Annotated in this window: 25 protein-coding genes; 11 read left to right on the plus strand and 14 right to left on the minus strand. The window is 66.4% G+C overall.

Going from position 1 to position 21,869, the window contains the following annotated elements; genetic code table 11:
• The first annotated feature begins 26 nt into the window (after nt 1-26).
• Genes IE113_RS02575 through IE113_RS02590 form a run of 4 tightly spaced genes read left to right on the plus strand, consistent with a single transcriptional unit; the run spans nt 27 to nt 3,123 of the window.
• Nucleotides 27-647, plus strand: a complete 621-nt coding sequence (locus IE113_RS02575; RefSeq protein WP_189538825.1) for a ribonuclease D — start codon at nt 27-29, stop codon at nt 645-647.
• A gap of 12 nt (nt 648-659) precedes the next feature.
• Nucleotides 660-1,304 (plus strand): LPS export ABC transporter periplasmic protein LptC, encoded by a 645-nt coding sequence (locus tag IE113_RS02580; protein ID WP_189538826.1) that lies wholly within the window; start codon nt 660-662, stop codon nt 1,302-1,304.
• A complete protein-coding gene (locus IE113_RS02585) occupies nt 1,304-1,858 on the plus strand; it encodes an LptA/OstA family protein (protein ID WP_373297833.1) in 555 nt (184 codons plus the stop codon). The genes IE113_RS02580 and IE113_RS02585 overlap by 1 nt, the downstream gene beginning before the upstream one ends.
• 5 nt (nt 1,859-1,863) lie before the next feature.
• Nucleotides 1,864-3,123: a WcaI family glycosyltransferase gene (locus IE113_RS02590; protein ID WP_189538828.1), complete on the plus strand. Its 1,260-nt coding sequence runs from the start codon at nt 1,864-1,866 to the stop codon at nt 3,121-3,123.
• Here IE113_RS02590 and IE113_RS02595 read toward each other — a convergent pair.
• Together IE113_RS02595 and mutS are read right to left on the minus strand one after the other, a co-directional pair.
• A complete protein-coding gene (locus IE113_RS02595) occupies nt 3,120-3,419 on the minus strand; it encodes a hypothetical protein (protein WP_189538829.1) in 300 nt (99 codons plus the stop codon). The genes IE113_RS02590 and IE113_RS02595 overlap by 4 nt on opposite strands.
• A gap of 265 nt (nt 3,420-3,684) precedes the next feature.
• Nucleotides 3,685-6,288 carry a DNA mismatch repair protein MutS gene (mutS, locus tag IE113_RS02600; protein ID WP_229822095.1) on the minus strand — a complete coding sequence of 868 codons (2,604 nt, stop codon included), beginning with the start codon at nt 6,286-6,288 and terminating at the stop codon, nt 3,685-3,687.
• Nucleotides 6,289-6,400: 112 nt separating this feature from the next.
• Here mutS and IE113_RS02605 point away from each other — a divergent pair, with 112 nt between their 5' ends.
• Nucleotides 6,401-8,662: an NADP-dependent malic enzyme gene (locus tag IE113_RS02605; RefSeq protein WP_189538830.1), complete on the plus strand. Its 2,262-nt coding sequence runs from the start codon at nt 6,401-6,403 to the stop codon at nt 8,660-8,662.
• Nucleotides 8,663-8,710: 48 nt separating this feature from the next.
• On the opposite strand, the gene IE113_RS02610 is transcribed toward IE113_RS02605, so the two are convergent.
• Together IE113_RS02610 and trmB are read right to left on the minus strand one after the other, a co-directional pair.
• On the minus strand, nt 8,711-9,478 hold the full coding sequence (locus IE113_RS02610) for a sulfite exporter TauE/SafE family protein (protein ID WP_189538831.1): 768 nt from the start codon (nt 9,476-9,478) through the stop codon (nt 8,711-8,713).
• Nucleotides 9,479-9,594: 116 nt separating this feature from the next.
• Nucleotides 9,595-10,311, minus strand: coding sequence for a tRNA (guanine(46)-N(7))-methyltransferase TrmB (gene trmB / locus IE113_RS02615; protein ID WP_189538832.1), 717 nt, complete (start codon nt 10,309-10,311; stop codon nt 9,595-9,597).
• Between the two features lie 122 nt (nt 10,312-10,433).
• Here trmB and IE113_RS02620 point away from each other — a divergent pair, with 122 nt between their 5' ends.
• Entirely contained in the window at nt 10,434-11,252 is an 819-nt protein-coding gene (locus IE113_RS02620) for a helix-turn-helix domain-containing protein (RefSeq protein ID WP_189538833.1), read from the plus strand.
• Between the two features lie 88 nt (nt 11,253-11,340).
• On the opposite strand, the gene ctrA is transcribed toward IE113_RS02620, so the two are convergent.
• The 5 genes from ctrA to dksA all read right to left on the minus strand — a co-directional run bounded on the left by ctrA (nt 11,341) and on the right by dksA (nt 15,143).
• Nucleotides 11,341-12,036 (minus strand): response regulator transcription factor CtrA, encoded by a 696-nt coding sequence (gene ctrA / locus IE113_RS02625; RefSeq protein WP_189538834.1) that lies wholly within the window; start codon nt 12,034-12,036, stop codon nt 11,341-11,343.
• A 153-nt stretch (nt 12,037-12,189) separates the two neighbouring features.
• Nucleotides 12,190-12,621 carry a DUF4112 domain-containing protein gene (locus tag IE113_RS02630; RefSeq protein ID WP_229822096.1) on the minus strand — a complete coding sequence of 144 codons (432 nt, stop codon included), beginning with the start codon at nt 12,619-12,621 and terminating at the stop codon, nt 12,190-12,192.
• 42 nt (nt 12,622-12,663) lie between these two features.
• On the minus strand, nt 12,664-14,145 hold the full coding sequence (locus IE113_RS02635; RefSeq protein ID WP_189538835.1) for an ABC transporter substrate-binding protein: 1,482 nt from the start codon (nt 14,143-14,145) through the stop codon (nt 12,664-12,666).
• A 51-nt stretch (nt 14,146-14,196) separates the two neighbouring features.
• Nucleotides 14,197-14,556 (minus strand): PilZ domain-containing protein, encoded by a 360-nt coding sequence (locus IE113_RS02640; protein ID WP_189538836.1) that lies wholly within the window; start codon nt 14,554-14,556, stop codon nt 14,197-14,199.
• Nucleotides 14,557-14,684: 128 nt separating this feature from the next.
• On the minus strand, nt 14,685-15,143 hold the full coding sequence (gene dksA, locus IE113_RS02645; protein ID WP_189538837.1) for an RNA polymerase-binding protein DksA: 459 nt from the start codon (nt 15,141-15,143) through the stop codon (nt 14,685-14,687).
• Between the two features lie 306 nt (nt 15,144-15,449).
• Between dksA and IE113_RS02650 the strand changes: the two genes are divergently transcribed.
• The gene (locus tag IE113_RS02650; protein WP_189538838.1) at nt 15,450-15,791 is read left to right on the plus strand and encodes an SEL1-like repeat protein; all 342 of its coding nucleotides are present in this window, start codon (nt 15,450-15,452) and stop codon (nt 15,789-15,791) included.
• Between the two features lie 10 nt (nt 15,792-15,801).
• Here IE113_RS02650 and IE113_RS02655 read toward each other — a convergent pair whose 3' ends face one another.
• The 5 genes from IE113_RS02655 to IE113_RS02675 all read right to left on the minus strand — a co-directional run bounded on the left by IE113_RS02655 (nt 15,802) and on the right by IE113_RS02675 (nt 19,136).
• Nucleotides 15,802-16,935: a GNAT family N-acetyltransferase gene (locus IE113_RS02655; RefSeq protein ID WP_189538839.1), complete on the minus strand. Its 1,134-nt coding sequence runs from the start codon at nt 16,933-16,935 to the stop codon at nt 15,802-15,804.
• Nucleotides 16,936-16,945: 10 nt separating this feature from the next.
• A complete protein-coding gene (locus IE113_RS02660) occupies nt 16,946-17,731 on the minus strand; it encodes a glycerophosphodiester phosphodiesterase family protein (RefSeq protein WP_189538840.1) in 786 nt (261 codons plus the stop codon).
• Nucleotides 17,712-18,173, minus strand: coding sequence for a RidA family protein (locus IE113_RS02665; RefSeq protein WP_189538841.1), 462 nt, complete (start codon nt 18,171-18,173; stop codon nt 17,712-17,714). Before IE113_RS02665 ends, IE113_RS02660 begins: the two co-directional genes overlap by 20 nt.
• Nucleotides 18,170-18,751 (minus strand): HAD family hydrolase, encoded by a 582-nt coding sequence (locus IE113_RS02670; RefSeq protein WP_189538979.1) that lies wholly within the window; start codon nt 18,749-18,751, stop codon nt 18,170-18,172. The genes IE113_RS02665 and IE113_RS02670 overlap by 4 nt, the downstream gene beginning before the upstream one ends.
• 67 nt (nt 18,752-18,818) lie before the next feature.
• Entirely contained in the window at nt 18,819-19,136 is a 318-nt protein-coding gene (locus IE113_RS02675) for a DUF3572 domain-containing protein (protein ID WP_189538842.1), read from the minus strand.
• Between IE113_RS02675 and IE113_RS02680 the strand changes: the two genes are divergently transcribed.
• From IE113_RS02680 to IE113_RS02695, 4 genes are all read left to right on the plus strand, one after another.
• Nucleotides 19,123-19,500, plus strand: a complete 378-nt coding sequence (locus IE113_RS02680) for a response regulator (protein ID WP_189538843.1) — start codon at nt 19,123-19,125, stop codon at nt 19,498-19,500. The two genes, IE113_RS02675 and IE113_RS02680, sit on opposite strands and share 14 nt — an antisense overlap.
• Before the next feature lie 72 nt (nt 19,501-19,572).
• Nucleotides 19,573-19,812, plus strand: coding sequence for an acyl carrier protein (locus IE113_RS02685; RefSeq protein ID WP_189538844.1), 240 nt, complete (start codon nt 19,573-19,575; stop codon nt 19,810-19,812).
• A gap of 8 nt (nt 19,813-19,820) precedes the next feature.
• Nucleotides 19,821-21,020 carry a serine palmitoyltransferase gene (gene spt, locus IE113_RS02690; RefSeq protein ID WP_189538845.1) on the plus strand — a complete coding sequence of 400 codons (1,200 nt, stop codon included), beginning with the start codon at nt 19,821-19,823 and terminating at the stop codon, nt 21,018-21,020.
• A gap of 10 nt (nt 21,021-21,030) precedes the next feature.
• A complete protein-coding gene (locus tag IE113_RS02695) occupies nt 21,031-21,825 on the plus strand; it encodes a GDSL-type esterase/lipase family protein (RefSeq protein ID WP_189538846.1) in 795 nt (264 codons plus the stop codon).
• Nucleotides 21,826-21,869 lie beyond the last annotated feature (44 nt).

The raw sequence follows: 21,869 nt of genomic DNA on the forward strand, positions 1-21,869 counted from the left end.
GCGATCAGCCTAAGCACTTTCCCGATATGGCTGTCTATCTCCACGAAGAAGATCTTCCCGAAGGCGTCCTGGCCCCCGGCCCGATTGCCGTCGATACCGAAACCATGGGGCTGATTACCCCGCGCGACCGGCTGTGCGTCGTGCAGATTTCCGACGGCGGGGGGAACGAGCACCTGGTGCGGTTCAACCCTGGAACGGACTATGCCGCGCCGAACCTGAAGGCGGTGCTGGCCGATCCGGCCCGGCTGAAGCTCTATCATTTCGCCCGGTTCGATCTGGCCGCGATCGAGCATTACCTGGGCGTCGTCGCCGCGCCGGTGTTCTGCACCAAGATCGCCAGCAAGCTGGTGCGGACCTATACCGACCGCCACGGGCTGAAGGACCTGGTCCGCGAACTGCTGGGCAAGGAAATCTCGAAGCAGCAGCAGTCGAGCGACTGGGGCGGCCCGGTGCTGTCCGATGCGCAGCAGGAATATGCCGCGTCCGACGTGCGCCACCTCCACGCGATGCACGCCATTCTGGTCGAACGGCTGGAGCGGGAAGGGCGGACCGACCTGGCGCAGGCCTGTTTCGATTTCCTGCCGATGCGCGCCCGCCTCGATCTGGCGGGCTGGGCCGACAAGGACATCTTCAGCCATGAAGCGTAACCGCCTGCCCCGATGACCCAGGCTGCCGACCTGATCCGCGGCAAACGCCGGCAATGGGCCGCGCCCGGCGGGTCGCATGACCGCACGGTCCACATCCTCGCGCGCTGGCTGCCGGGGCTGATCGGGGTGGTTGCGGCGGCGATGATCCTGGGACCGGTGGTGCCGCGCGGGGAAATCAGCTTCCTGCTCGACCGGACCAAGGTGGCCGTGGTGAACGAGCGGCTGCGGGTGTCAGAGGCGATGTACCGGGGCGAGGACAATTCCGGGCGTCCCTTTACCGTTACCGCTGGCAGCGCGGTTCAGGCCACTGCCGATGAACCGGTGGTGCGGATGGAAGACCTCGTGGCGCGGATCAAGCTGTCCGATGGCCCGGCAGAACTGTCCGCCCGGGGCGGAACCTATGACTATGACCGCCAGACAGTGGACGTGACCGGCCCGGTCAACTTTACCGCTGCCGATGGCTACCGCATGACCACCAGCGCCATCGCGATCGACCTGCAGGCGCGGCGTGTGGTTGGCTCTGGCGGGGTGACCGGGGCGATCCCGGCCGGCACTTTCAGCGCGGACCGGATCATCGCCGATCTGGATGCGCGCACTGTAACCCTTGATGGACACGCCCGGCTGCTGATGTCGCCGGGGAAGCTCAGGATGCCATGATGGCCACACGTTCTCTCACTTCCACGGCTCTGCGCTCGCTGATGGGCGGGTTCGCGCTGGGCGCGGTTGCCCTGCTGGCCGTCGGCCAGTCCGGCGCGCAGGCGATTGGCGGGCACAACAGCGATGCGCCGGTCAGCTATGCCGCCGACCGGATCGAATTGCAGGACAAGCAGAACCGCGTGATCCTGTCGGGCAATGTCGACATCAGTCAGGGCGGATTGCGGATGCAGGCCGCGCGGACCACGGTGGCGTTTACCGATGAGGGCTCGCTCAAGATCCAGCGGATCGACGCGACGGGCGGCGTGGCGGTGACGCGCGGCGATGAAAGCGCGCGGGGCGACGTGGCGATCTATGATTTCAACCGTCGGATCATCACGCTGGCGGGTAATGTCGCGCTGCGCCGGGGCGGCGATACCTTGAACGGCGGCCGGCTGGTGATCGATCTCAATTCCGGCATTTCCAGTGTCGACGGGCGCGGCGGCGGCGTTTCCGGGGCCAGCACCACCGGCGGGCGGGTGACCGGCACGTTTGCCGTTCCCAAGCGCGGCAGCTGACCCATATGAGCCAGGCGGGCGCCGGACGACGGGTGTTGATCGTCGGGATCAACTATGCCCCCGAACAGGTCGGCATCGGTCCTTATAGCGCTGGTCTGGCCGAGGCGCTGGTGGCGCGCGGTCACCGCGTGGCGATGATCGCAGGCAAGCCCTATTATCCGAAATGGCGGGTCGATCCGGCGTTTGCCGGGGGCGGATGGCGCCACGGCGTGGAAAATGGCGTTACCATCACGCGCTGTCCGCACTATGTCCCGGCCGATCCGGGCGGGCTGAAGCGGATCATCCACCTTGCCAGCTTTGCGCTGACCGCGCTGCCCTTCGCCATCCGCGCCGGGCTGGCCCGCCGGGCCGAGCGTCCGGACGTGGTGATTGCCATCGCGCCGGCGCTGTTCAGCGTTGTCTGCGCATGGATCGCGGCGCAGCTGGCGGGCGCAAAGCTGTGGGTCCATGTCCAGGACTTCGAGGTTGAGGCCGCGCTTGCCACCGGGCTGCTGCCGCAGGACAGCGCGGTCGGGCGGTTTGCCGCGTGGTTCGAAAGCCGGATTCTGCGCCTGGCGGACCGAGCCTCGACCATCAGCCCGCAGATGTGCGCCAAGCTGGTGGCCAAGGGCGTGGACCCCCAGCGCGTGCTGGAAGTGCGCAACTGGGCCAATGCCAGCTTTGCGCCGGATGCCGCCGGTGCCGCCGCGATCCGCGCCGAATGGGGGCTGGGGCAGCGCAAGGTCGCGCTCTATTCCGGCAATATCGCCCGCAAGCAGGGGATCGAGATTCTGGTCGAGGCGGCGCGCGCGCTGAAGGACCGCGATGACATTGCCTTCGTGATCTGCGGCGAAGGACCGAACCGGGCGGAGCTGGAGCGGCTCGCCACTGGCCTGCCCAACGTCCAGCTGCACGATCTGCAACCCGCGGAAAAGATGGGCGCGATGCTGACTATGGCGGACCTGCACCTGCTGCCGCAGATTGCGGGCGCGGCCGATCTGGTGCTTCCGTCGAAGCTGACCAACATGCTGCTGTCGGGCCGTCCGGTGATCGCCACGACCGAACCCGGCACCGGCCTTTATGACGAAGTCGACGGCTGCGGCGTGATCACGCCGCCGGGCGATGCCGCTGCGCTGGCGGCAGCAATTGCCGCGCTGGCCGACGACCCGGAGCGCCGCGCTACCTATGGTGCTGCGGCCAGCCAGCGCGCACAGGAACGCTGGATGCAGGGTGCGATCATCGACCGGGTGGAAGCGGAACTCGGCGCGCTGCTGCCCGCGCGTTAGGGTTCTTCGGTCGGGTCGTTCTCGGCCGGAACGGTGCTGTCCATCACGGGCGCACCTGCTTCGGCGGCGGCGACCTCCTCCTCGCTCAGCGGCTCGTCCACGACCACTTCGTCAACGGGCGGCGCAGGCAGGCTGGCGACGTTGTTTTCGAGGGTGCGGGCAGTCTCGATCTTTTCAGCACTCGCAGCCAGCTGTTCCTGCCCGCCGCCCGGTTCAAAGAACGCGGCGACGCTGGCGCTGATGCCGATGGCCCACAGTGCAGCGAATTTCCAGTTGCGAAAGATCAATTGATACATCAGCGCCGCCCCCTGCGCGGCTGAACGGACCGGCTCATCGGTCCTTGCTCCACGGCGATTTGTGCGCTGCGTGCGCGGCCGCGACTTTGGCGTCCTCGTGCTTTCGGGCCTGGTCGGCGACCGGCACCGTGCAATAGGCCGTGAGCAAGACGCCCAGCGACCACCCCAGCGCCTTCCCGCGACTGCGGAACACCTGGTTGATCCTGGGGCCAAAGCCGAACATGGCTGCCAGCGATAGCAGCGCCGGGTTAACGAAGGTTTCCCGTCAGTCGCTATCCGCCGCGCGTTTCAGGGCATAGAGCACGTCCAGCGCCTCACGCGGGCTGAGCGCATCGACGTCGAGATCGCGCAAGCGTTCGCGCACCGGATCGGCGGGTTCTTCGGGCGCGGCGGCGGCAGCGGCGAACAGCGGCAGGTCGCCGAGACCAGCGGCCAGTCCGCCCGTTTCCGCGCGGCCCTTTTCCAGCCGGTCGAGCACCGATTTCGCCCGCGCGACGACCGGGGCAGGGACGCCCGCCAGCTTGGCAACGGCCAGGCCATAGGAGCGGTCGGCCGGACCTTCGCTCACCTCGTGCAGCAAGACCAGCTCGCCCTTCCACTCGCGCGCGCGAACGTGGTGGAGCGACAGAGCCTCGCAGCTTTCGGCCAGCCGGGCGAGTTCGTGGTAGTGGGTGGCGAACAGGCAGCGGCAGCGGTTGATGCCATGAACGGCCTCTACCACCGCCCAGGCCAGCGCCAGCCCGTCATAGGTGGAAGTGCCACGCCCAACTTCATCGAGGATCACAAAGCTGCGCTCGGTCGCTTGCGCCAGGATCGCCGCGGTTTCGACCATCTCGACCATGAAGGTGGAGCGGCCCCGCGCCAGGTTGTCGGACGCGCCGACCCGGCTGAACAGGCGGTCCACCAGTCCGATCCGCGCGGCCTCCGCCGGCACGAACCCGCCCGCCTGCGCAAGCAGCACGATCAGCGCGTTCTGGCGCAGGAAGGTTGACTTGCCGCCCATGTTCGGCCCGCCGACCAGCCACAGCCGGTCATGCTGGGCAAGGCGGCAGTCGTTGGCGATGAAGCGCTCACCCTTGGCCGCCAGCGCGGCTTCGACCACGGGATGGCGCCCGCCGGTGATGTCCAGCCCCAGCCCGTCGGAGATCACCGGCTTGCACCAGCCGCCCTCGGCCGCACGCTCGGCCTGCCCGGCGGCAACGTCGATCCGGGCGAGCGCGGCGGCAGTGGCGGCAATGGCGTGGCGCGCGGCGACGGCGGCGGCGATCAGCTCCTCGAAGTGGGCTTCCTCGGCGGCGAGGGCATGGCCGCCCGCTTCGGCAATCCGGCTGGCCTCTTCGTGCAATGCCAGCGCGTTGAAGCGCACCGCACCGGCCATCGTCTGGCGGTGGGTGAAGCCGCTGTCGGGTGCCATCAGCGCGTCACCGTGCTTGGCGGGCACTTCGATGAAATAGCCCAGCACGCCGTTGTGGCGGATTTTCAGCGCGGCAATCCCGGTCTGGTCGCGGTATTTCGCTTCCAGCATGGCAATCGCGCGGCGGGCATCGCCCGATACGCGGCGCAGTTCATCCAGCGCGGCGTCATAGCCCTCGGCAATGAAGCCGCCCTGGCCGCGCTCGGTCGGCGGGGCGGGGACGAGCGCGCGGGCGTAGAGATCGGTCAGCGCGCCATGCCCGGTCAGGCTGGGCAGCAGCGCATCCAGCAGGGCGGGGCGCTCCGTGCGCTGCACCAGATAGTCATGGATGCGCCGCGCTTCGCTGAGGCCATCGCGCAATTGCCCGAGATCGCGGGGCGAACCGCGCCCGGCCACGATCCGCCCCAGCGCACGGCCCAGATCGGGCAGGGCGCGCAGCACCGCGCGCAAGTCCGCGCGTAGCAACGGATCGTCATGCAGCCATTCGACCAGCGCCAGCCGCGCCTGAATCGCCGCGGCATCGGTGAGCGGGGCGGAGAGGTCATCGGCCAGTTGCCGCGCGCCCGCGCCGGTGACGCAGCGGTCCACCGCCTCCACCAGGCTGCCGCGCCGGGTGCCCTGGGCGGTGGTCAGGATTTCCAGGCTCGCCCGCGTGGCCTCGTCCATCGCCAGCGCCGCATCGCCGGATCGCGCGACCGGCGGCAGCAGCAGCGGCAGCTTGCCGCGCCCGACGTGGTCCAGATAGGCGATCAGGCCGCCCGCCGCAGCCAGCATCGCGCGGGTGAAGTCACCGAACCCGTCCAGCGTGGACACGCCGTGCACGGCCTTCAGCCGGGCTTCGCCGCCGTCGCTGGAAAAGTCGCGCGGTGAACGGGGAATCGTGTCCGGCGGCACGCCCTCCAGCCCTTCGGGCGCGACCGTCTCGCTGGCCCCCAGCCGGGCGAGCGCCGCGCCGAGCCGGTCGGGCGCGCATTCTTCCAGTTCCATTCGCCCGGTCGAAATGTCGCAGGCCGCGATGCCAATGGTGCCGCGCACGTCGCACACGGCGGCCAGCACATTGGCGCGGCGCGGCTCCAGCAGGGCTTCCTCGGTCAGGGTGCCGGCGGTGACGAAGCGGACGATGTCGCGCGCGACCAGCGCCTTCGATCCGCCGCGCTTCTTCGCTTCCTCGGGCGTTTCAACCTGTTCGGCGATGGCAACCCGGCACCCGGCCTTGATCAGGCGGGCGAGGTAGCCTTCGGCCGAATGAACCGGCACGCCGCACATCGGAATAGGCACGCCCAGATGCTCGCCCCGACTGGTCAGCGCGATATCGAGGATCTGGGCGGCCTGTTTCGCGTCCTCGAAGAACAGCTCGAAAAAGTCGCCCATCCGGTAGAACAGCAGGCAATCCGCCGCCTCGGCCTTGAGCGCAAGGTACTGCGTCATCATCGGGGTGGCGGGGGCGGCGGTCATGCCAAGGGACTAGCTGCGATGCATACGATTCGGAAAGCCGCAAACCCCAGCTTTCCCCTATCGCGTCGCGCTTCCTTCCGTTAGGGCGAGGCCGATATCTGGAGAACCTGCCGTGTCCGACGAAAGCAACGTCCGTTTTACCGAGCGCGAGGCGCTGTTCTATCACAATACCATCCGCCCCGGTAAGATCGAGATCATCGCCAGCAAGCCGATGGCGACCCAGCGCGACCTGAGCCTTGCCTATTCACCGGGCGTCGCGGTGCCGGTGCAGGCCATCGCCGACGATCCGGCCACGGCCTATGACTACACTGCCAAGGGCAACCTGGTGGCGGTGATTTCCAATGGCACCGCCATCCTGGGGATGGGCAACCTGGGCGCGCTGGCATCGAAGCCGGTGATGGAAGGCAAGGCGGTGCTGTTCAAGCGCTTTGCCGATGTGGATTCGATCGATATCGAGCTGAACAGCGAAGACCCCGATGCGATCATCGAGGCGGTCGCGATGATGGAACCCAGCTTTGGCGGGATCAACCTGGAAGACATCAAGGCCCCGGAATGCTTCGTGATCGAGCAGGCTCTGCGCGAGCGCATGAAGATCCCGGTGATGCACGATGACCAGCATGGCACCGCGATCATCGCCGCCGCCGGCCTTGTCAACGCGTGCTACCTGACGGGCCGCGATTTCAAGGACGTCAAGGTCGTGGTCAACGGCGCGGGCGCGTCCGCGCTGGCCTGCACGGCGCTGATCAAGTCGATGGGCGTGCGCCATGAGAACGTGACGGTGTGCGACACGAAGGGCGTGATCTATGTCGGGCGTGACGGGGTGGACCAGTTCAAGTCTGCCCATGCGATCCACACCGACAAGCGCACGCTGAAGGAAGCGTTGAAGGGCGCGGACATTTTCCTCGGCCTGTCCGCGGCCGGAGCGGTAACGCAGGACATGGTCAAGGACATGGCCGACCAGCCGATCATCTTTGCCATGGCCAACCCGGACCCGGAAATCACCCCGCCCGATGCCAAGGCCGTCCGCCCGGACGCGATCGTGGCGACGGGCCGGTCGGACTATCCGAACCAGGTCAACAACGTGCTAGGCTTCCCGTTCATTTTCCGGGGCGCGCTGGACGTGCGGGCAACCGCGATCAACGAGGAAATGAAGATCGCCGCCGCCATCGCGATTGCCGAACTGGCGCGCGAACAGGTGCCGGAAGAAGTCGCTGCCGCTTATGGCAAGAACCAGCAGTTCGGCCATGACTACATCATCCCCGCGCCGTTCGATCCGCGCCTGATGGAAGTCGTGTCGTCCGCCGTGGCCAAGGCCGCGATGGATACCGGCGTCGCACAAAAGCCGATCGAGGACTTTGACGCCTATCGCCACAGCCTGAAAGCGCGGCTCAACCCGACGACGTCGGTGCTGACGCAGGTTTACGAGACGGTGAAGGCCAACCCCAAGCGGGTGATCTTTGCCGAGGCGGAAAACGAGGTTGTGCTGCGCGCGGCGATCCAGTTCCGCGATTTCGGTTATGGCGAGCCGGTGCTGGTCGGCCGGACCGAGGCCGTGCGCGCCAAGCTGGTCGAACTGGGTGTGGGTAATCCCGACAGCTACCAGATCGAGAATTCCGCCGTCAGCGAGCATGTGCCGGCGATGGTGGAAATGCTCTACGAGCGGCTCCAGCGCCGGGGCTTCCTGGAACGCGACGTGCGCCGCATGGTCAACCAGGACCGCAACGTCTTTGCCTCTGCCTTGCTGAAGCTGGGCGTGGGCGATGCCATGGTGACGGGCATGACCCGCACGTTCGCCCAGACGATCCGCGAAGTGCGCCAGGTGCTCGATCCGGGCGAGGGCAAGCTGCCCTTCGGCATCCACCTGATGATCGGCAAGAACTATACCGTGTTCATGGCCGACACGACCGTCAACGAGCGGCCCAGCGCCGAGGAACTGGCGGTCATCGCCAAGGAAACCGCTGCCGTCGCCCGCCGTCTGGGCCACGAACCGCGCGTTGCGTTCCTGTCCTACTCCACGTTCGGCAATCCGCCGGGGCGCTGGCTGGACAACCTGCGTGAAGCGGTCGCGATCCTCGATGCCGAGAAGCCGGGCTTTGAATACGAGGGTGAAGTGGCCCCCGATGCGGCGCTTAACCCCACCGTGATGGCGAACTATCCGTTCAGCCGCCTGTCCGCGCCGGCCAACGTGCTGGTGATGCCGGGCCTGCAATCGGCCAACATCTCGGCCAAGCTGCTGCGCGAACTGGCGGGCAACGCCACGATCGGGCCGATGCTGATCGGGATGGAAAAGCCCGTGCAGATCGTGCCGATGACCGCGATTGCGCCGGATGTGCTCACGCTGGCCGTGCTGGCGGCGGCAGGGATCGCCGGGTAAGTCTGCGCCATCCGCGCCGTCCGGTCTGCGGACGGCGCGGGTCGGTTCTTACAGCCCCAGCGCCTTGTAGGCGCCGTAAGCGCTCGTCAGGCTCAGCACGAAGCCGACCAGGATCAGCATCTGCTTGGGCGGGAAGTGCTTGGCCGCCCACGCGCCCAGTGGTGCAGCGGCAATGCCGCCAATCAGCAGGCCCAGCGTGGCGCCGGCCACGTCGGCCACACCCAGATGCCAGATGAACGCGGCGGAGACGGTCAGCGTCAGGAAGAACTCCACCGAATTGACCGTGCCTACCACTTTGCGCGGGTCCGCGCCCTGAATTAGCAGGTTGGACGTCACCACCGGCCCCCAGCCGCCGCCGCCCGCCGCATCCAGAAAGCCGCCGAACAGGCCCAGCGGCGCGATCAGCTTCGCTTCCTTGATTTTGGGCGGATAGAGCAGCCCCCGCACCAGCAGGTAAATGCCGATGGCGGTCAGGTAGGCCAGCACGAACGGCTTCACCACGCCTGCATCCAGCGAAGTCAGCACATACGCGCCCAGGATCCCGCCGATCATGCCGGGGATCAGCAGCCGGAAGAACAGGCGCTTGTCGATATTGCCGTGGAGGAGGTGGCTGATCCCTGACGTTGCGGTGGTGAAGCATTCCACCAGATGCACCCGCTGCGAGGCGAGTGCCGGCGGCACGCCCATCACGCCCACCAGCAGAGTGTTCGAAATCACCCCGAAGGCCATGCCCAGCGCCCCGTCAACCAGCTGCGCGGCGAACCCGACCGCGATGAACGGCAGCAGGGCGGCTAGATCAATCGACGCGAAATCCATGGCTGGTCCGACTCCGGGACGGGATTGTCGACCAATTAAATAGAGTTTGCCGCGCGCCGGGGCGAGAAAGTTCTACGCGCCAGCGCCGAAGCGAAACTTTCCTGCGGCAGTCCGTCTCAGCGTTTGCGGAAGCGGAAATACCACACTTCGTGGCCATAGACGTTGCGGGCCTTGGCCTCGTACCGGGTTTCCGGCCAGCCGCCGGGGCGCTTCTGGAAATCCTGGGGCTTGTCGCACAGCCATTCGAACTGGTCGGTGTGGCGGCGCATCACCATCAGGGCATGGCGTAGGTAGATCGCGTGATCGGTGCCGAACCGGAACTCCCCGCCCGGTTTCAGCTTGGCCGCGAACAGATCGACCGGGCCGTCGTTCATCATCCGCCGCTTGGCATGGCGCGCCTTGGGCCAGGGATCGGGATGGAGCAGATAGAGGAACGAAAGCGATCCGTCCGGAATGCGCTGCAGCACTTCCAGCGCATCACCGTGGTGGATGCGCACGTTGGGCAGCGGCGGGCGCGTGCCGTTGTCCCCGTCAACATGGGTCAGCGCCTGGGCTACGCCGTTAAGGAACGGTTCTGCGCCGATGAAGCCATGGTCAGGCAGCATGTCGGCCCGCCCGGCCATATGCTCCCCGCCGCCAAAGCCGATCTCGAAATGGAGCGGACAATCGTGTCCGAACAGCCGTTCGGCGGTTACCGCCCCTTCGGCGGGAACCGCGATCTGCGGCAGCAGCCGGTCGACCAGCCCTTGCTGCCCCTGGCGCAGCGGCTTGCCCTTGGCGCGGCCATAGAGGCGGTTGATCGTGGTCGGGTCACCGGGTTTGTAGGCAGTCATGGTCGGGGCGTTTGGCAGTCGCTCCGGCAGGGGTCAAGCGCGTGCATGGCCTGGCGCACGGAGCGCCTCGCCCCAAAATAATTGGGATGGACGTGCACGGGGCCATGTGGTGAGCAGGTTGCATGTCGGCCCCCGAACGCATTCCCTGCTCATTCGCAGCGCTGAACCAGACCGAATTGGAAATCCTGCGGCTGTTGACGGCCGGCCACACCGTCAAGACCATCGCCGTGCGGTTGGGTCGGTCGGAAGCCTCGATCAATGAACGGTTGCGCGATGCGCGCCGCAAGACCGGCGTGGGCAGCAGCCGGGAATTGGCGCGCCTGCTGGATGCCCAGAAAATCTGGGACAGGAATATCGATCTTACCACCCCCGGTTCCTCGACCGATGCAGCGGCGGTGCCACCCAGCACCGGGCGCACGCAGTCGAAAGGAACCACAACCATGTTGATCGCACTCTCTGTCGCCGCTGCCGGGCTGATGTTCACGGCGGCGGATTTCACGCAACAGGCAACGTCCCCGCAAGTCCAGACGGCGGTGGCGCAGTCGCCATTGGCCGGGACCTGGTCGCTGGATGTCATGCGGATTCCGGCGGAAGAACGCCCCCGCCGGGTGACGATCACGTTCCGGGTGTCGCAGGATCGCAAGTGGACGAGCGTAGTCGAGATCGTTGCGCCAGATGGCTCCGTGCGCCGCGCGGAATCGACGGCGGCGGCGGATGGAGTGCCCGTAGCAATCACGGGTAACATGGACTTCATCGATACCGTGTCGCTGCGCATGTCCGCGCCGACCACGCTGGTGATGACGCTGGGCAAACAGGGTTTGCCAGTTTCGACCCGGGTCTACGCCGTTGCCAAGGATGGCAAGTCCATGACGGAAACCATCGTCTGGGCGGGCCGCGATCTGCCCAAGCTGGAGACGACCTACTTCACGCGGATCGACTGACCGCTCCCTTGTGCACCGCCCAAAATGAAAACGGCCCGCCGGGAGAGGGGCGGGCCGCATTCGGGTTTTCAGGAAGGCTGGCGGGGGATCAGGCCGCTTCGGCTTCCTCGCCCGGATCGCGCAGCACATAGCCGCGGCCCCAGACGGTTTCGATGTAGTTTTCCCCGCCGCAGGCATGCGCCAGCTTCTTGCGGAGCTTGCAGATGAACACGTCGATGATCTTGAGTTCCGGTTCGTCCATCCCGCCATAGAGGTGGTTAAGGAACATTTCCTTGGTCAGCGTGGTGCCCTTGCGCAAGGACAGCAGCTCCAGCATCGCGTATTCCTTGCCAGTCAGGTGGACGCGGGCGCCATCGACCTCGACGGTCTTGGCATCCAGGTTGACCGCCAGCTTGCCGGTGCGGATGACCGATTGCGAATGCCCCTTTGACCGGCGCACCACGGCGTGAATGCGGGCAATCAGTTCCTCGCGGTGGAACGGCTTGGTTACGTAATCGTCCGCACCGAAGCCGAAAGACCGAACCTTGGAATCCATTTCCGAAATGCCGGACAGGATCAGGACAGGGGTCTGAACCTTGGCCACCCGCAGCTTCTTGAGCACGTCATAGCCGTGCATGTCGGGCAGGTTCAGGTCAAGCAGGATGATGTCGTAATCATAGAGCTTGCCCAGATCGAGCCCTTCCTCGCCGAGGTCCGTCGAGTAGACGTTGAACCCTTCGGTGGTAAGCATCAACTCGATGGCTCGCGCCGTAGTCGGTTCGTCTTCGATCAGCAGTACGCGCATGGGTTACCCCCTTTTGCCCCGAAATCCCCAGTCGCTAACTCTCTCTCAAGAGTTGTTGACCGCCATTAACCATATGACAAATGAAGTGGAAAGGTTAATTTCCCGTAAATGGGGCGGTCGGATTTCCCGGCGTTCGCGCAAAGGGTGAACCGGCTACCCTTCGATCACGCGGGCGGCGGGGTGATGCTTGTCGAGGTGCGCCCGCAAAATCCTGAGATTGCGGGTGTTTGATCGATAGAGGACGTCGAACAGGTCGCCTGCCAGCGGGACCGCGCCAATCGCGGTATCGATCCCCACATTGGCCATCATGCGCCACAGCTTCCAGCGTGGCAGGCCCAGATTTCGTGCCTCCCACACGGCATAAAACCCCATCGCGGCCGTAACCAGATCGCCCAGCACAGGCACTATGCCCGCCACCGCGTCCAGCCCGATGCGGCGGTTGACGACGGGAATGCGGATCGCCCGCTCCAGCAACATTTCGAGCGCCTCGACCCGGCGGCGGACCGAAGCGGGGTCTGTGCCCAGCGGAAGTTCCGCCGCCATTCGCTGCACGTTGACGCGGCGCGCGTTCATGTTTTCGGACATCGACGACCCTTTGTAGCGCGAACCGCAATTGGTCCGCCCGGTTTATTTGGGGCGCATGGCCAGTGGCATCAAGGGATGGATGTTCCAGCGATTGGGGGCGAAGCCGGTAACTGTCCCGCTCACCAGCGACCAGCGCACCGGCACGCCAAATGGAATGAAGGTGTTGGCAATCGTCAGCTGCGCCTCGGCCTGGGCATAGAGGTCAGCCCGCTTGACCGGGTCCGGTTCGGCCACGGCGGTTTCGGCCAGCCGGTCGGCGCTGGCGCTGCATGGGCCGCGCGCGTTGCCGCAGCTCAGCTGGTTGAGGAACCAGCCGACCCGGGCATAGCGCGCCACCGTGTCGACCAGTCGCAATTCGGCATCGCCGGCTTCGCTGACCCGGCGCACGGTCAGTCCGATCGCGCCGAAGTCCGCCGCCAGCTGGCGCAGCAGCAAATCGCCGCCGGGGCCGGCGGGCAGGGCAATCCGCAACGCGGCAGGCTTGCCGTTCTCCGCCTGCCAGGCAGCAACCCTGGCCGCCGCGACTGCCCGCCGTTCGGCCAGGGTCTGGCCGGGCCAGCGTTCGGCAACCGTGCCGTTGTCGTCGGCGCTGCCAGGGGCGACCACGCGGGTCGTGGCGGTCCACCCGCCGACGTTCAGCGCCGCGGCCAGCGCGTCGCGGTCGATCGCCATGGCCAGGGCTTCGCGGTTTTCAGGCGCGCCGAGAAAGCCTTCGGCGCGGGCAACGGCCAACCCGAACAGTCCGGTCACCGGGTCCAGCCGGATCGCCCCGCGCGGCACGCCGGCGGCATCGAGCCGGGGGAAATCGGCGAAGCGCCCGCCCAGCACCACATCCGCCTCTCCGGCGTTGAACCGCCGAATGGCGTCTTTCGCCGAAAGCCCGACCAGGTTCAGCTTGCGGCGGCGCGCTTCCCATTCCTCTGGTTGGGGCAGGCCGAGGTCTTCCGGCGGGATCGGGGTCAGGATGGCCGTGCGCTTGTCGCGCTCCAGCCGCATCGGCCCGGCTCCGTTGCCGCGCATGGTCAGCCCCAGTTCGGGCTGGGCCAGCAATTGCAGCAAGTCCGGCGCCTGCTGGTGCAGCCGGATCTCGATCACGCGCCCGGCCATGGCCCGCACTTCGCGGATCACTGCCAGATCGCTGCCCAGCGCGGTCCCGCGCAGCGCGCCAATCGCCCGGACCAGCGCGGCCCGGCCGGTTTCACCAGTGATCGCGCCGCCGCCCGGCCACTTGCCGTCGCGTAAGCGGAAGATGTAGCTGAGCCCATCGTCGGTGACGATCCAGCGGTCGGCGATGGCGGGAATCACCCGGCCCTGCTCGTCGAAGCCGACCAACCCTTCGGCGGAGGCGGCACGGACCAGCTGCGCGGCGAGAGGCAGGCGGGGGCCAGTGACGAACGGTGCGGCTGGATCGCCGATTACCGCCACTTCGACCGCCCGGTCATCGCTGCGGCCGCAGGCACCCAAGGTGGCGGCCAGCAAGGCGGCGATCAGGGCGTTGCGCAAAAGCGAGGCAGGGCGGGACATGGCTTGTCCCGTCTTTGGGGGAATTGGCGGCCGGTTACAACCGGCGGAATGTCAGATCTTGCGCAGTTCGCCCAGGGGAACATAGCTGAGCGCCGGTTTCACGAAGCGCGGCGTGCCTTCGCCCGCCACGACCGGCGCACGCGCCACCTTGGGGTCGATTTCCTCGCGGAAGGCAATTCCGAAGCGGTTGTCCTGAACCCATGCGACCGAGCCTTCGACCCAGCCGATGTTGCGGACTTTCACCCAGACCAGCTGGCCGCGCAGAACGTGCCCGCCGCCCTCGGCCATCAGCCCGCCGGATGAGAGGTTGCGCACGCGGATCCGCTGTTCGCCGTCCACGCCGTCGACCCGCAGTTCAGCCATGACGAACAGGCTGTCGCGCGCGAGCTGCCGGTGTTCGTTGTCGCTCATTGCCAGTTCCAACGCTCCCTGTGCGCCGACCGGGATCGGTCAGCATCCATAGGTGGCCGAACTATCCAATTCAGCCTCGCCGAATGATAAACTGGACTGGCAAACAACCGGTTAACGTGACTAAGTGCTTAATCGTCGCGGGAAATTTTCTCGCGGCGCTCATGCGCCTCTTGCGCCTCGACCGTCATGGTCGCGATCGGGCGGGCAGACAGGCGGCCCAGGCCGATCGGTTCGCCGGTCACTTCGCAATAGCCGTATTCGCCTTCCTCGATGCGGCGCAGCGCCGAATCGATCTTGGCGATGAGCTTGCGCTGGCGATCGCGGGTGCGCAGTTCGATGCCCCAGTCCGTCTCGCTGGAAGCGCGGTCGTTGAGGTCCGGTTCGCGGATCGGGCCGTCCTGCAGCTGTTGCAGGGTATCCTGCGCGGCCGACAGGATCAGCTTCTTCCATTCCTGCAGCAGACGCCGGTAATAATCGAGCTGTGCCTCGCACATGTACTCTTCGGCGTCGGATGGCAGATAGTCGCCGGCAATGGCCCGCTTGGCCTTGGCCAGGACGTCGATTTCATCGCCCAGAACAGTCGTCATATACTCTCCACAACCAGACCAGCCGGGCCCATGGGATCCCTGCGGCTTCGGTTCTTCCGATAGCCTCCCGGTGCCGGTTCGAGCGCGCCTATAGAACCCGGCCAAATCCCGCACAAGCGGCAATCGATTGGCCGGGCAACTGTGCCCATCATCACCTTGTCATATCCGGTCGCCAGGGGTTGGCGCGGATCCGAAGTTGTCATGCGGAAAGATTTTACCGTGGCCATTAACCTTTTGTTGACCATGTTCGGGAAGGTTCGCCCTGTCAGCAGGCACTGCCGCCTGCCGCGTTGGGGGTATCAGACGATGAGCACGACCTGGATCAAGGGGGCCGACTTTCAAGGGCCGTTTGCCACTGCCGATGAAACGGCCGAGGACATGCTGGTAGCCAGCTGCCTGGCAGCTGCCGCGCAGGGCGACATCAACGCCTACTACGACCTGGGCGTGGCCTATTCGACCGGCAGCCACGGCGTGGACTGCGATCTGATCGAGGCGCACAAGTGGTTCAATCTGGCCGCCGTGGCGGGCCATGCCGAAGCCCAGCTGTGCCGCGCCGACATTTCCGATGAAATGACCGCCCGCGAAATCGCCGAAGCCCAGCGCCGCGCGCGCGAATGGCTCCGCGCCGGGGAGCGCCGCGCCGCCTGATCCTGCTTGCCTACCCCTTCCGGAACGGCGTCCGCTCGCCCAGATAGAGCTGGTCTTGCGCGATCCCTGTGCGCTCCCGCTCCAGAAAGTCGGCGACGGCGCTGCGGAAACCGGGATGGGCGATGTAGTGGGCCGACCAAGTCTGCACCGGTTCATAGCCGCGCGCCAGCTTGTGACCGCCTTGCGCCCCGGCCTCGACCCGCGCCAGCCCGCGCGCGATGGCGGCATCGATCGCCTGATAATAGCATAGCTCGAAATGCAGGAAGGGCTTGTCGACCACAGCCCCCCAGTACCGGCCGTAGAGCGCATCCGGCCCGATGAAATTGAGCGCTCCGGCAATCGGCCGGTCCCCCAGATAGGCCATGACCAGCAATACCCGGTCGGCCATCCACTGCCCGATCAGACTGAACGCCGCGCGGGTCAGGTATGGCCGCCCCCATTTGCGCGCGCCGGTATCCTGATAGAACACCCAGAACGCGTCCCAGTGTTCCTCGGTCAGGTCGCTGCCCGTCAGGTGGCGGATTTCGACCCCGTCCTGCGCGGCGGCGCGTTCCTTGCGGATGTCCTTGCGCTTGCGCGATGACAACGCGCCTAGAAAATCGTCAAAGCTGGCATAGCCGCGGTTTTCCCAGTGGAACTGGATGTCACTGCGCAGCAGCCAGCCCGCCGCTTCGAACAGCGGCAGTTGTTCTGGCACGATGAAAGTGGCGTGCGCCGATGAAAGGTCGTTCTGCTGGCATACCGCTTCGGCCGCGCGCAGCAGTGGCCGGGCCAGATCGGGCGATGCGGCCAGAATGCGCGGACCGGTGGCGGGGGTGAACGGCGCGGCGATTTGCAGCTTGGGGTAATAATTGCCCCCGGCGCGGTGCCAGGCATCGGCCCAGGCGTGATCGAACACGTATTCGCCCTGGCTGTGGTCCTTCAGGTAGGCGGGCAGCGCCCCTGCCAGCGTGCCATCGGCGCGTTCCAGCACCAGCGGGGCGGGGTGCCAGCCGGTGCCGGGGCCGACGCTGCCCGATTCCTCCAGCGCGGACAGGAAGGCGTGAGACAGGAACGGATTGCCAGCCGTCAGTGCATCCCACTGGTCGGCAGGCAGCGCGCCCACCGACGATGCGGCCCGGCAGGTGTATTCGCCCTCGCTCACCGGTGCGTCCTCACGCGATTCCGGCGCTCTCCGCGATGGGGGCGTCGGCGTATTCCGCCGCCCGTTCGCGGTGTTCGGGGCTGCGCACGGTCCAGCTTGTCACCGGCAGGCCGCGCGCCCGCTGGCGGGCGGCAAAGCGGCTGGGCAGGTCGCGGATGTCATAAGCCAGGAATTCGGGCCGTGCATGCCACAGCGCCAGTCGGCGGCGGATCATGCCGGGCAGCGCCTTGTCGTTTTCCTCGGTCACGACCAGTCCGCGTAACGTCAGCGGCGAATGATCCGCGAACCAGCGCACGATCCGGGGATCGAAGCTCATGATTGCATGGAGGCCCTGATAGCCTTCCAGCACCCGCCGCACCGCCAGGCACAGCTGGCTGACCCGGCCGTGCGAGCTGTCGGGCGTCTTGATCTCGATCAGCAGCGGGACCTGGCCCGCAACCTGATCCAGCAACTGCCGCAGTGACGGGATGGTATCGGTCCCGCCGTTCAGCACGATTCTGCCCAGTTCCTCCGCGCTGCGCTCTGCCACCCGGCCGGTTTCAGCGGTCATCCGATCCAGCGTGGGATCGTGGAACACCATCGCCTGCCCATCGGACGAGCGGCGGATATCGCATTCGATCCCCAGCCCGCGCGCCAGCGCCCCGGCAAAGGCGGTGGGGGAGTTTTCCGGCACGCACTCCCCGTTCACGCTGGGACCGTGCAGGCCGCGGTGGGCAAAGTGCCACTGCTTCAGCCAGGCGACCTTGTCAGGCCGTGGCGGGGGAACCCGCCAGCGGTCAAGCAGGGCGAACAGCAACGATCGCGTCCACTTCCACCGCTACGCCCAGCGGCAGGCACGGCACGCCAACCGCGCTGCGGGCGTGCTTGCCCGCTTCGCCAAACACGGCGACCATCAGCTCGGACGCGCCATTGGCCACCTTGGGCTGGTCGGTGAAATCGGGGGCGCTGTTGATGAACGCGCCCAGCTTGACGATCCGCTCAACCCGGTCGAGCGAGCCAAGCGCGGCCTTCAGCTGCGCCAGGATCATCAGGGCGCAGGCCTGCGCGCCGCGTACGCCGTCTTCCAGCGTCAGGTCCTCGCCCAGCCGCCCCTTGAGCAGCTGGCCATCGACAATCGAGACTTGCCCCGAAACATGCGCCAGCCCGCCCGCGACGACGACGGGGACATAGGCCGCGACCGGCGCGGCGGCGGCAGGCAGGGTCAGGCCCAGTTCGGCCAGTTTCGCTTCGATGTTCATGCGTTTTCTCCATGCAGCCGCGTCAGCAGCCAGGGCAGGGCGTGTTCCCAGGTGTCGATCCGCGCGTGGGCGTGACCGGCCTCGAACCCGCAGGTGATATGCGGCGCCAGCACGGGCTCTCCGCAGAGGTGCAGCCGGTCGACATGCGGAACCAGCTCCGCGACCGAACCGTGATGCTGGGCCAGATCGTCGATGAACACGGCCCGGCTGGGCTGGTATTCGTCGATGATCGCTTTCAGCGCCGGGCCTTTCGGCCCCTGATTGGTGAACACCCGCACGTTGATGCCGTGATCGGCCAGCTGACGGCGGCGGGCCTCGTTGTGCTTGTCCGACAGGTTGGTCAGCACGACGACATCGGCCTGCTCGGCCAGCGTGTTGATGCTGCCGACCGCGCCCAGAATCGGGTGCTGGCGGTGCATTTCGTTGTCGAAGAACCCGGTCAGCAGTTCCCAGATCTTCGCCGGTTCGACCAGTTCGCCGCTGTCCTTGTAGCGGACCGCCTTAGAAAAATCGTTGCCGACCATGCGGAACGTCACGCCCTGCGTTTCGTCCAGCCAGTCCGCAAAGGGGACGATCATGTGCAGCAGCACTTCATCGCAATCGCTGATCACCAGGGGCCGCGCCCCGCTCAATACCTGCACAGCCTTACAACCTCTCTCGCGCGGCCATCAGTTCGGCCGGTTTTACGCCCAGTTCCTCTGCTGCCGCGACCAGATCCGGCTCATGCGCGGCCAGAAAATCCAGCACCGCGCCCAGCAGTGCGGGATCGCCAAGGCCGGCGCGCAATTCGTCCGCCGTCAGCCCGGTCAGCGCCAGCAGCCGCTCGGCCCGCTGGCCATCGCCCAGCACCCAGCCCAGCGCGCCCAGCGCCAGCGTGAAGGCATCGTGGCCGGGGGATTGGGGTTCGCGAAGAATTGTCAGCCTCGTGTGCAGCGGGTAAGCCGGTTCAATGGCAAAGCGCATCCTTGTTGTCGAGGACAACGACCTCAACCGCAAGCTGTTCTGCGACGTCCTGAAAAGCCAGGGCTATGCGGTGGAACCGGTGGCCGACGGGCTGGAGGCGCTGGACCGCGCGCGGCAGTTCGTTCCCAACCTGATCATCATGGACATCCAGATGCCCAACGTTTCCGGGCTGGACCTGATCGAGGCGGCCAAGGCCGACGCCACCTTGCGCGCGATCCCGGTGCTGGCCGTCACCGCCTATGCCGGCAAGGGCGACGAGGAGCGCATCCGCGACGCCGGGGCCGAGGGATACCTGGCCAAGCCAGTGTCGATCGGCCCGTTCATGGCGGCGGTAAAGGCGCTGGTCGAACGCGCGACTGCCTGACGGACAACTTTCGCCTATATTCCGCCCCATTCATCGGCCAAAGGGCCGCAAACACTTCGGGAGCATACCAAGATGGACCGCGCCGCAACCGCTGAAAAGATCGCCGCGCTGATCGAACCGTTCAACAAGAAGGGCGTGGCGATCACCGATGCCAGCACCTTTGCCGGGGATCTGGAATTCGACAGCCTGACCGTGATGGACTTCGTCGCCGCGATCGAGGACGAATTCGACATCATCATCAGCATGAACCAGCAGGCCGAGATCGAAACCTACGGCCAGCTGATCGATGCCGTCGTGAAGCTGCAAGGGTAAGCCAGGCCATGACCGACCTGTTTTCCAAGTTCGATCCGCTGATTGAAATGCGCGCGGGGCTGCTGGCCACCGGCGTTACCGATCCGTTCGGCATGGTGATGGAAAAGGTGCTCTCGCCCACCGTGGCGATCTGCAACGGGCGGGAAACGATCCTGCTGGGCACTTACAACTACATGGGCATGACGTTCGATCCCGACGTGATCGAGGCGGGCAAGCAGGCACTGGACGATTTCGGCGCGGGCACGACCGGTAGCCGGGTGCTGAACGGCACCTATGCCGGGCACCGCGCGGTGGAAGACGCGCTCAAGGAATTTTACGGAATGGACCACGCGATGGTCTTTTCCACCGGCTATCAGGCCAACCTGGGGATCATCAGCACGATCGCGGGCAAGGGCGATTACATCGTCCTCGACATCGACAGCCATGCCAGCATCTGGGATGGCTGCAAGATGGGCGATGCCGAAGTCGTACCGTTCAAGCACAACGACATCGACGCGATGGAGAAGCGCCTGAAGCGCATTCCCGAAGGCGCGGGCAAGCTGGTCGTTCTGGAAGGCGTCTATTCGATGCTGGGCGACATTGCCCCGCTGAAGGAAATGATCGAGGTCGCCAAGAAGCATGGCGCGATGGTGCTGGTCGACGAAGCGCACTCGATGGGCTTCATCGGCCCCAACGGGCGCGGCGTGGCCGAGGATCAGGGCTGCCTGGACGACGTCGATTTCGTGATCGGGACGTTCTCCAAGTCGGTCGGCACGGTTGGCGGCTTCTGCGTGTCGAACCACCCGAAGTTCGAAATCATGCGGCTGGTCTGCCGTCCCTACGTGTTCACCGCCAGCCTGCCGCCCAGCGTGGTGGCGACGGCGTCGACCTCGATCCGCAAGCTGATGCACGCGGGCAACAAGCGTGCGCACTTGTGGGAGAACTCCAAGACGCTGCACCAGGGGCTGCGCGACAAGGGCTTTCAGCTCGGCACCGAATCCCCGCAGAGCGCGATCATCGCGGTGATCATGCCCGATCTGGAGCGCGGCGCGGCGATGTGGGAAGCGCTGCTGAAGGAAGGGCTCTACGTGAACCTCGCCCGCCCGCCCGCGACCCCGGCGAACATGACGCTGCTGCGCTGCTCGCTGTGCGCGGAGCACAGCGCGGAGCAGGTGCAGACGATCATCGGCATGTTCGAACGCGCCGGCAAGGCGGTCGGGATCATCTGAGGGGCGCGCCGTGGGCAATCCCCGCCTGCGGATCGCCGCGTTGGCCTTGCTGCTGGGGCTGGCGCTGACGGGGTGGTATTACCGCGCTAACCTTGATCCGCGCCCAAAGGTGCAGATGGCGGACCAGCCCTGCCCGCCACCTGCCCAGCAAGCGGACGAGGTCAAGCCGGTGAAGTTCGACTGGGTGGAGCTGTGCCGCTACACCCACGAAAACGCCCGGCTGCTGGCCAGCGGCGCGCCGATCGACGTTGTGTTCTTTGGTGATTCCATCACTGAATACTGGGCGGCGGCGGACCCGACGTTCTTCACCGGCGGGCGGATCAACCGGGGGATTTCCGGCCAGACCAGCCAGCAACTGGTGCTGCGGTTCCGGCAGGACGTGCTGGGGCTGAAGCCGAAAATCGTGGTGATGCAGGCCGGGGTGAACGACATCCTGGGCAATACCGGGCTGATCGGGCCGGACGCCTATATCGCCAATTTCGAAACGCTGATCGATCTGGCGCAGCTGCACGGCATCGGGGTGGTGATCGGCGGGTTGCCCGCCGCTTCCGGTATTCCGGGGCGGGACGATATCGCCGCGACCGCGCGTACCGCCGACCTCAATCGCCGCCTGCGCGATCTGGCCCGGCGGCGCGGGGTGCCGTTCGCGGATTATCACGCCGCGCTGGCCGGCCCCGATGGCAAGCCCCGCGCCGGATTGTCGGACGATGGCGTCCACCTGACCCCGGCGGGCTATGCCGCGATCCGTCCAGTGGCCGAACGCGCCGTGGCGCAGGCGCGTGGCCGCCTGTCCGCGGCAGCCTGACGCGGATTCTTTGACAGCCGGGCAACGGGCGGGCAGATACGGCT

Origin of the sequence: Novosphingobium arvoryzae, from assembly GCF_014652615.1 — a bacterium.
Lineage (GTDB): Bacteria > Pseudomonadota > Alphaproteobacteria > Sphingomonadales > Sphingomonadaceae > Novosphingobium > Novosphingobium arvoryzae.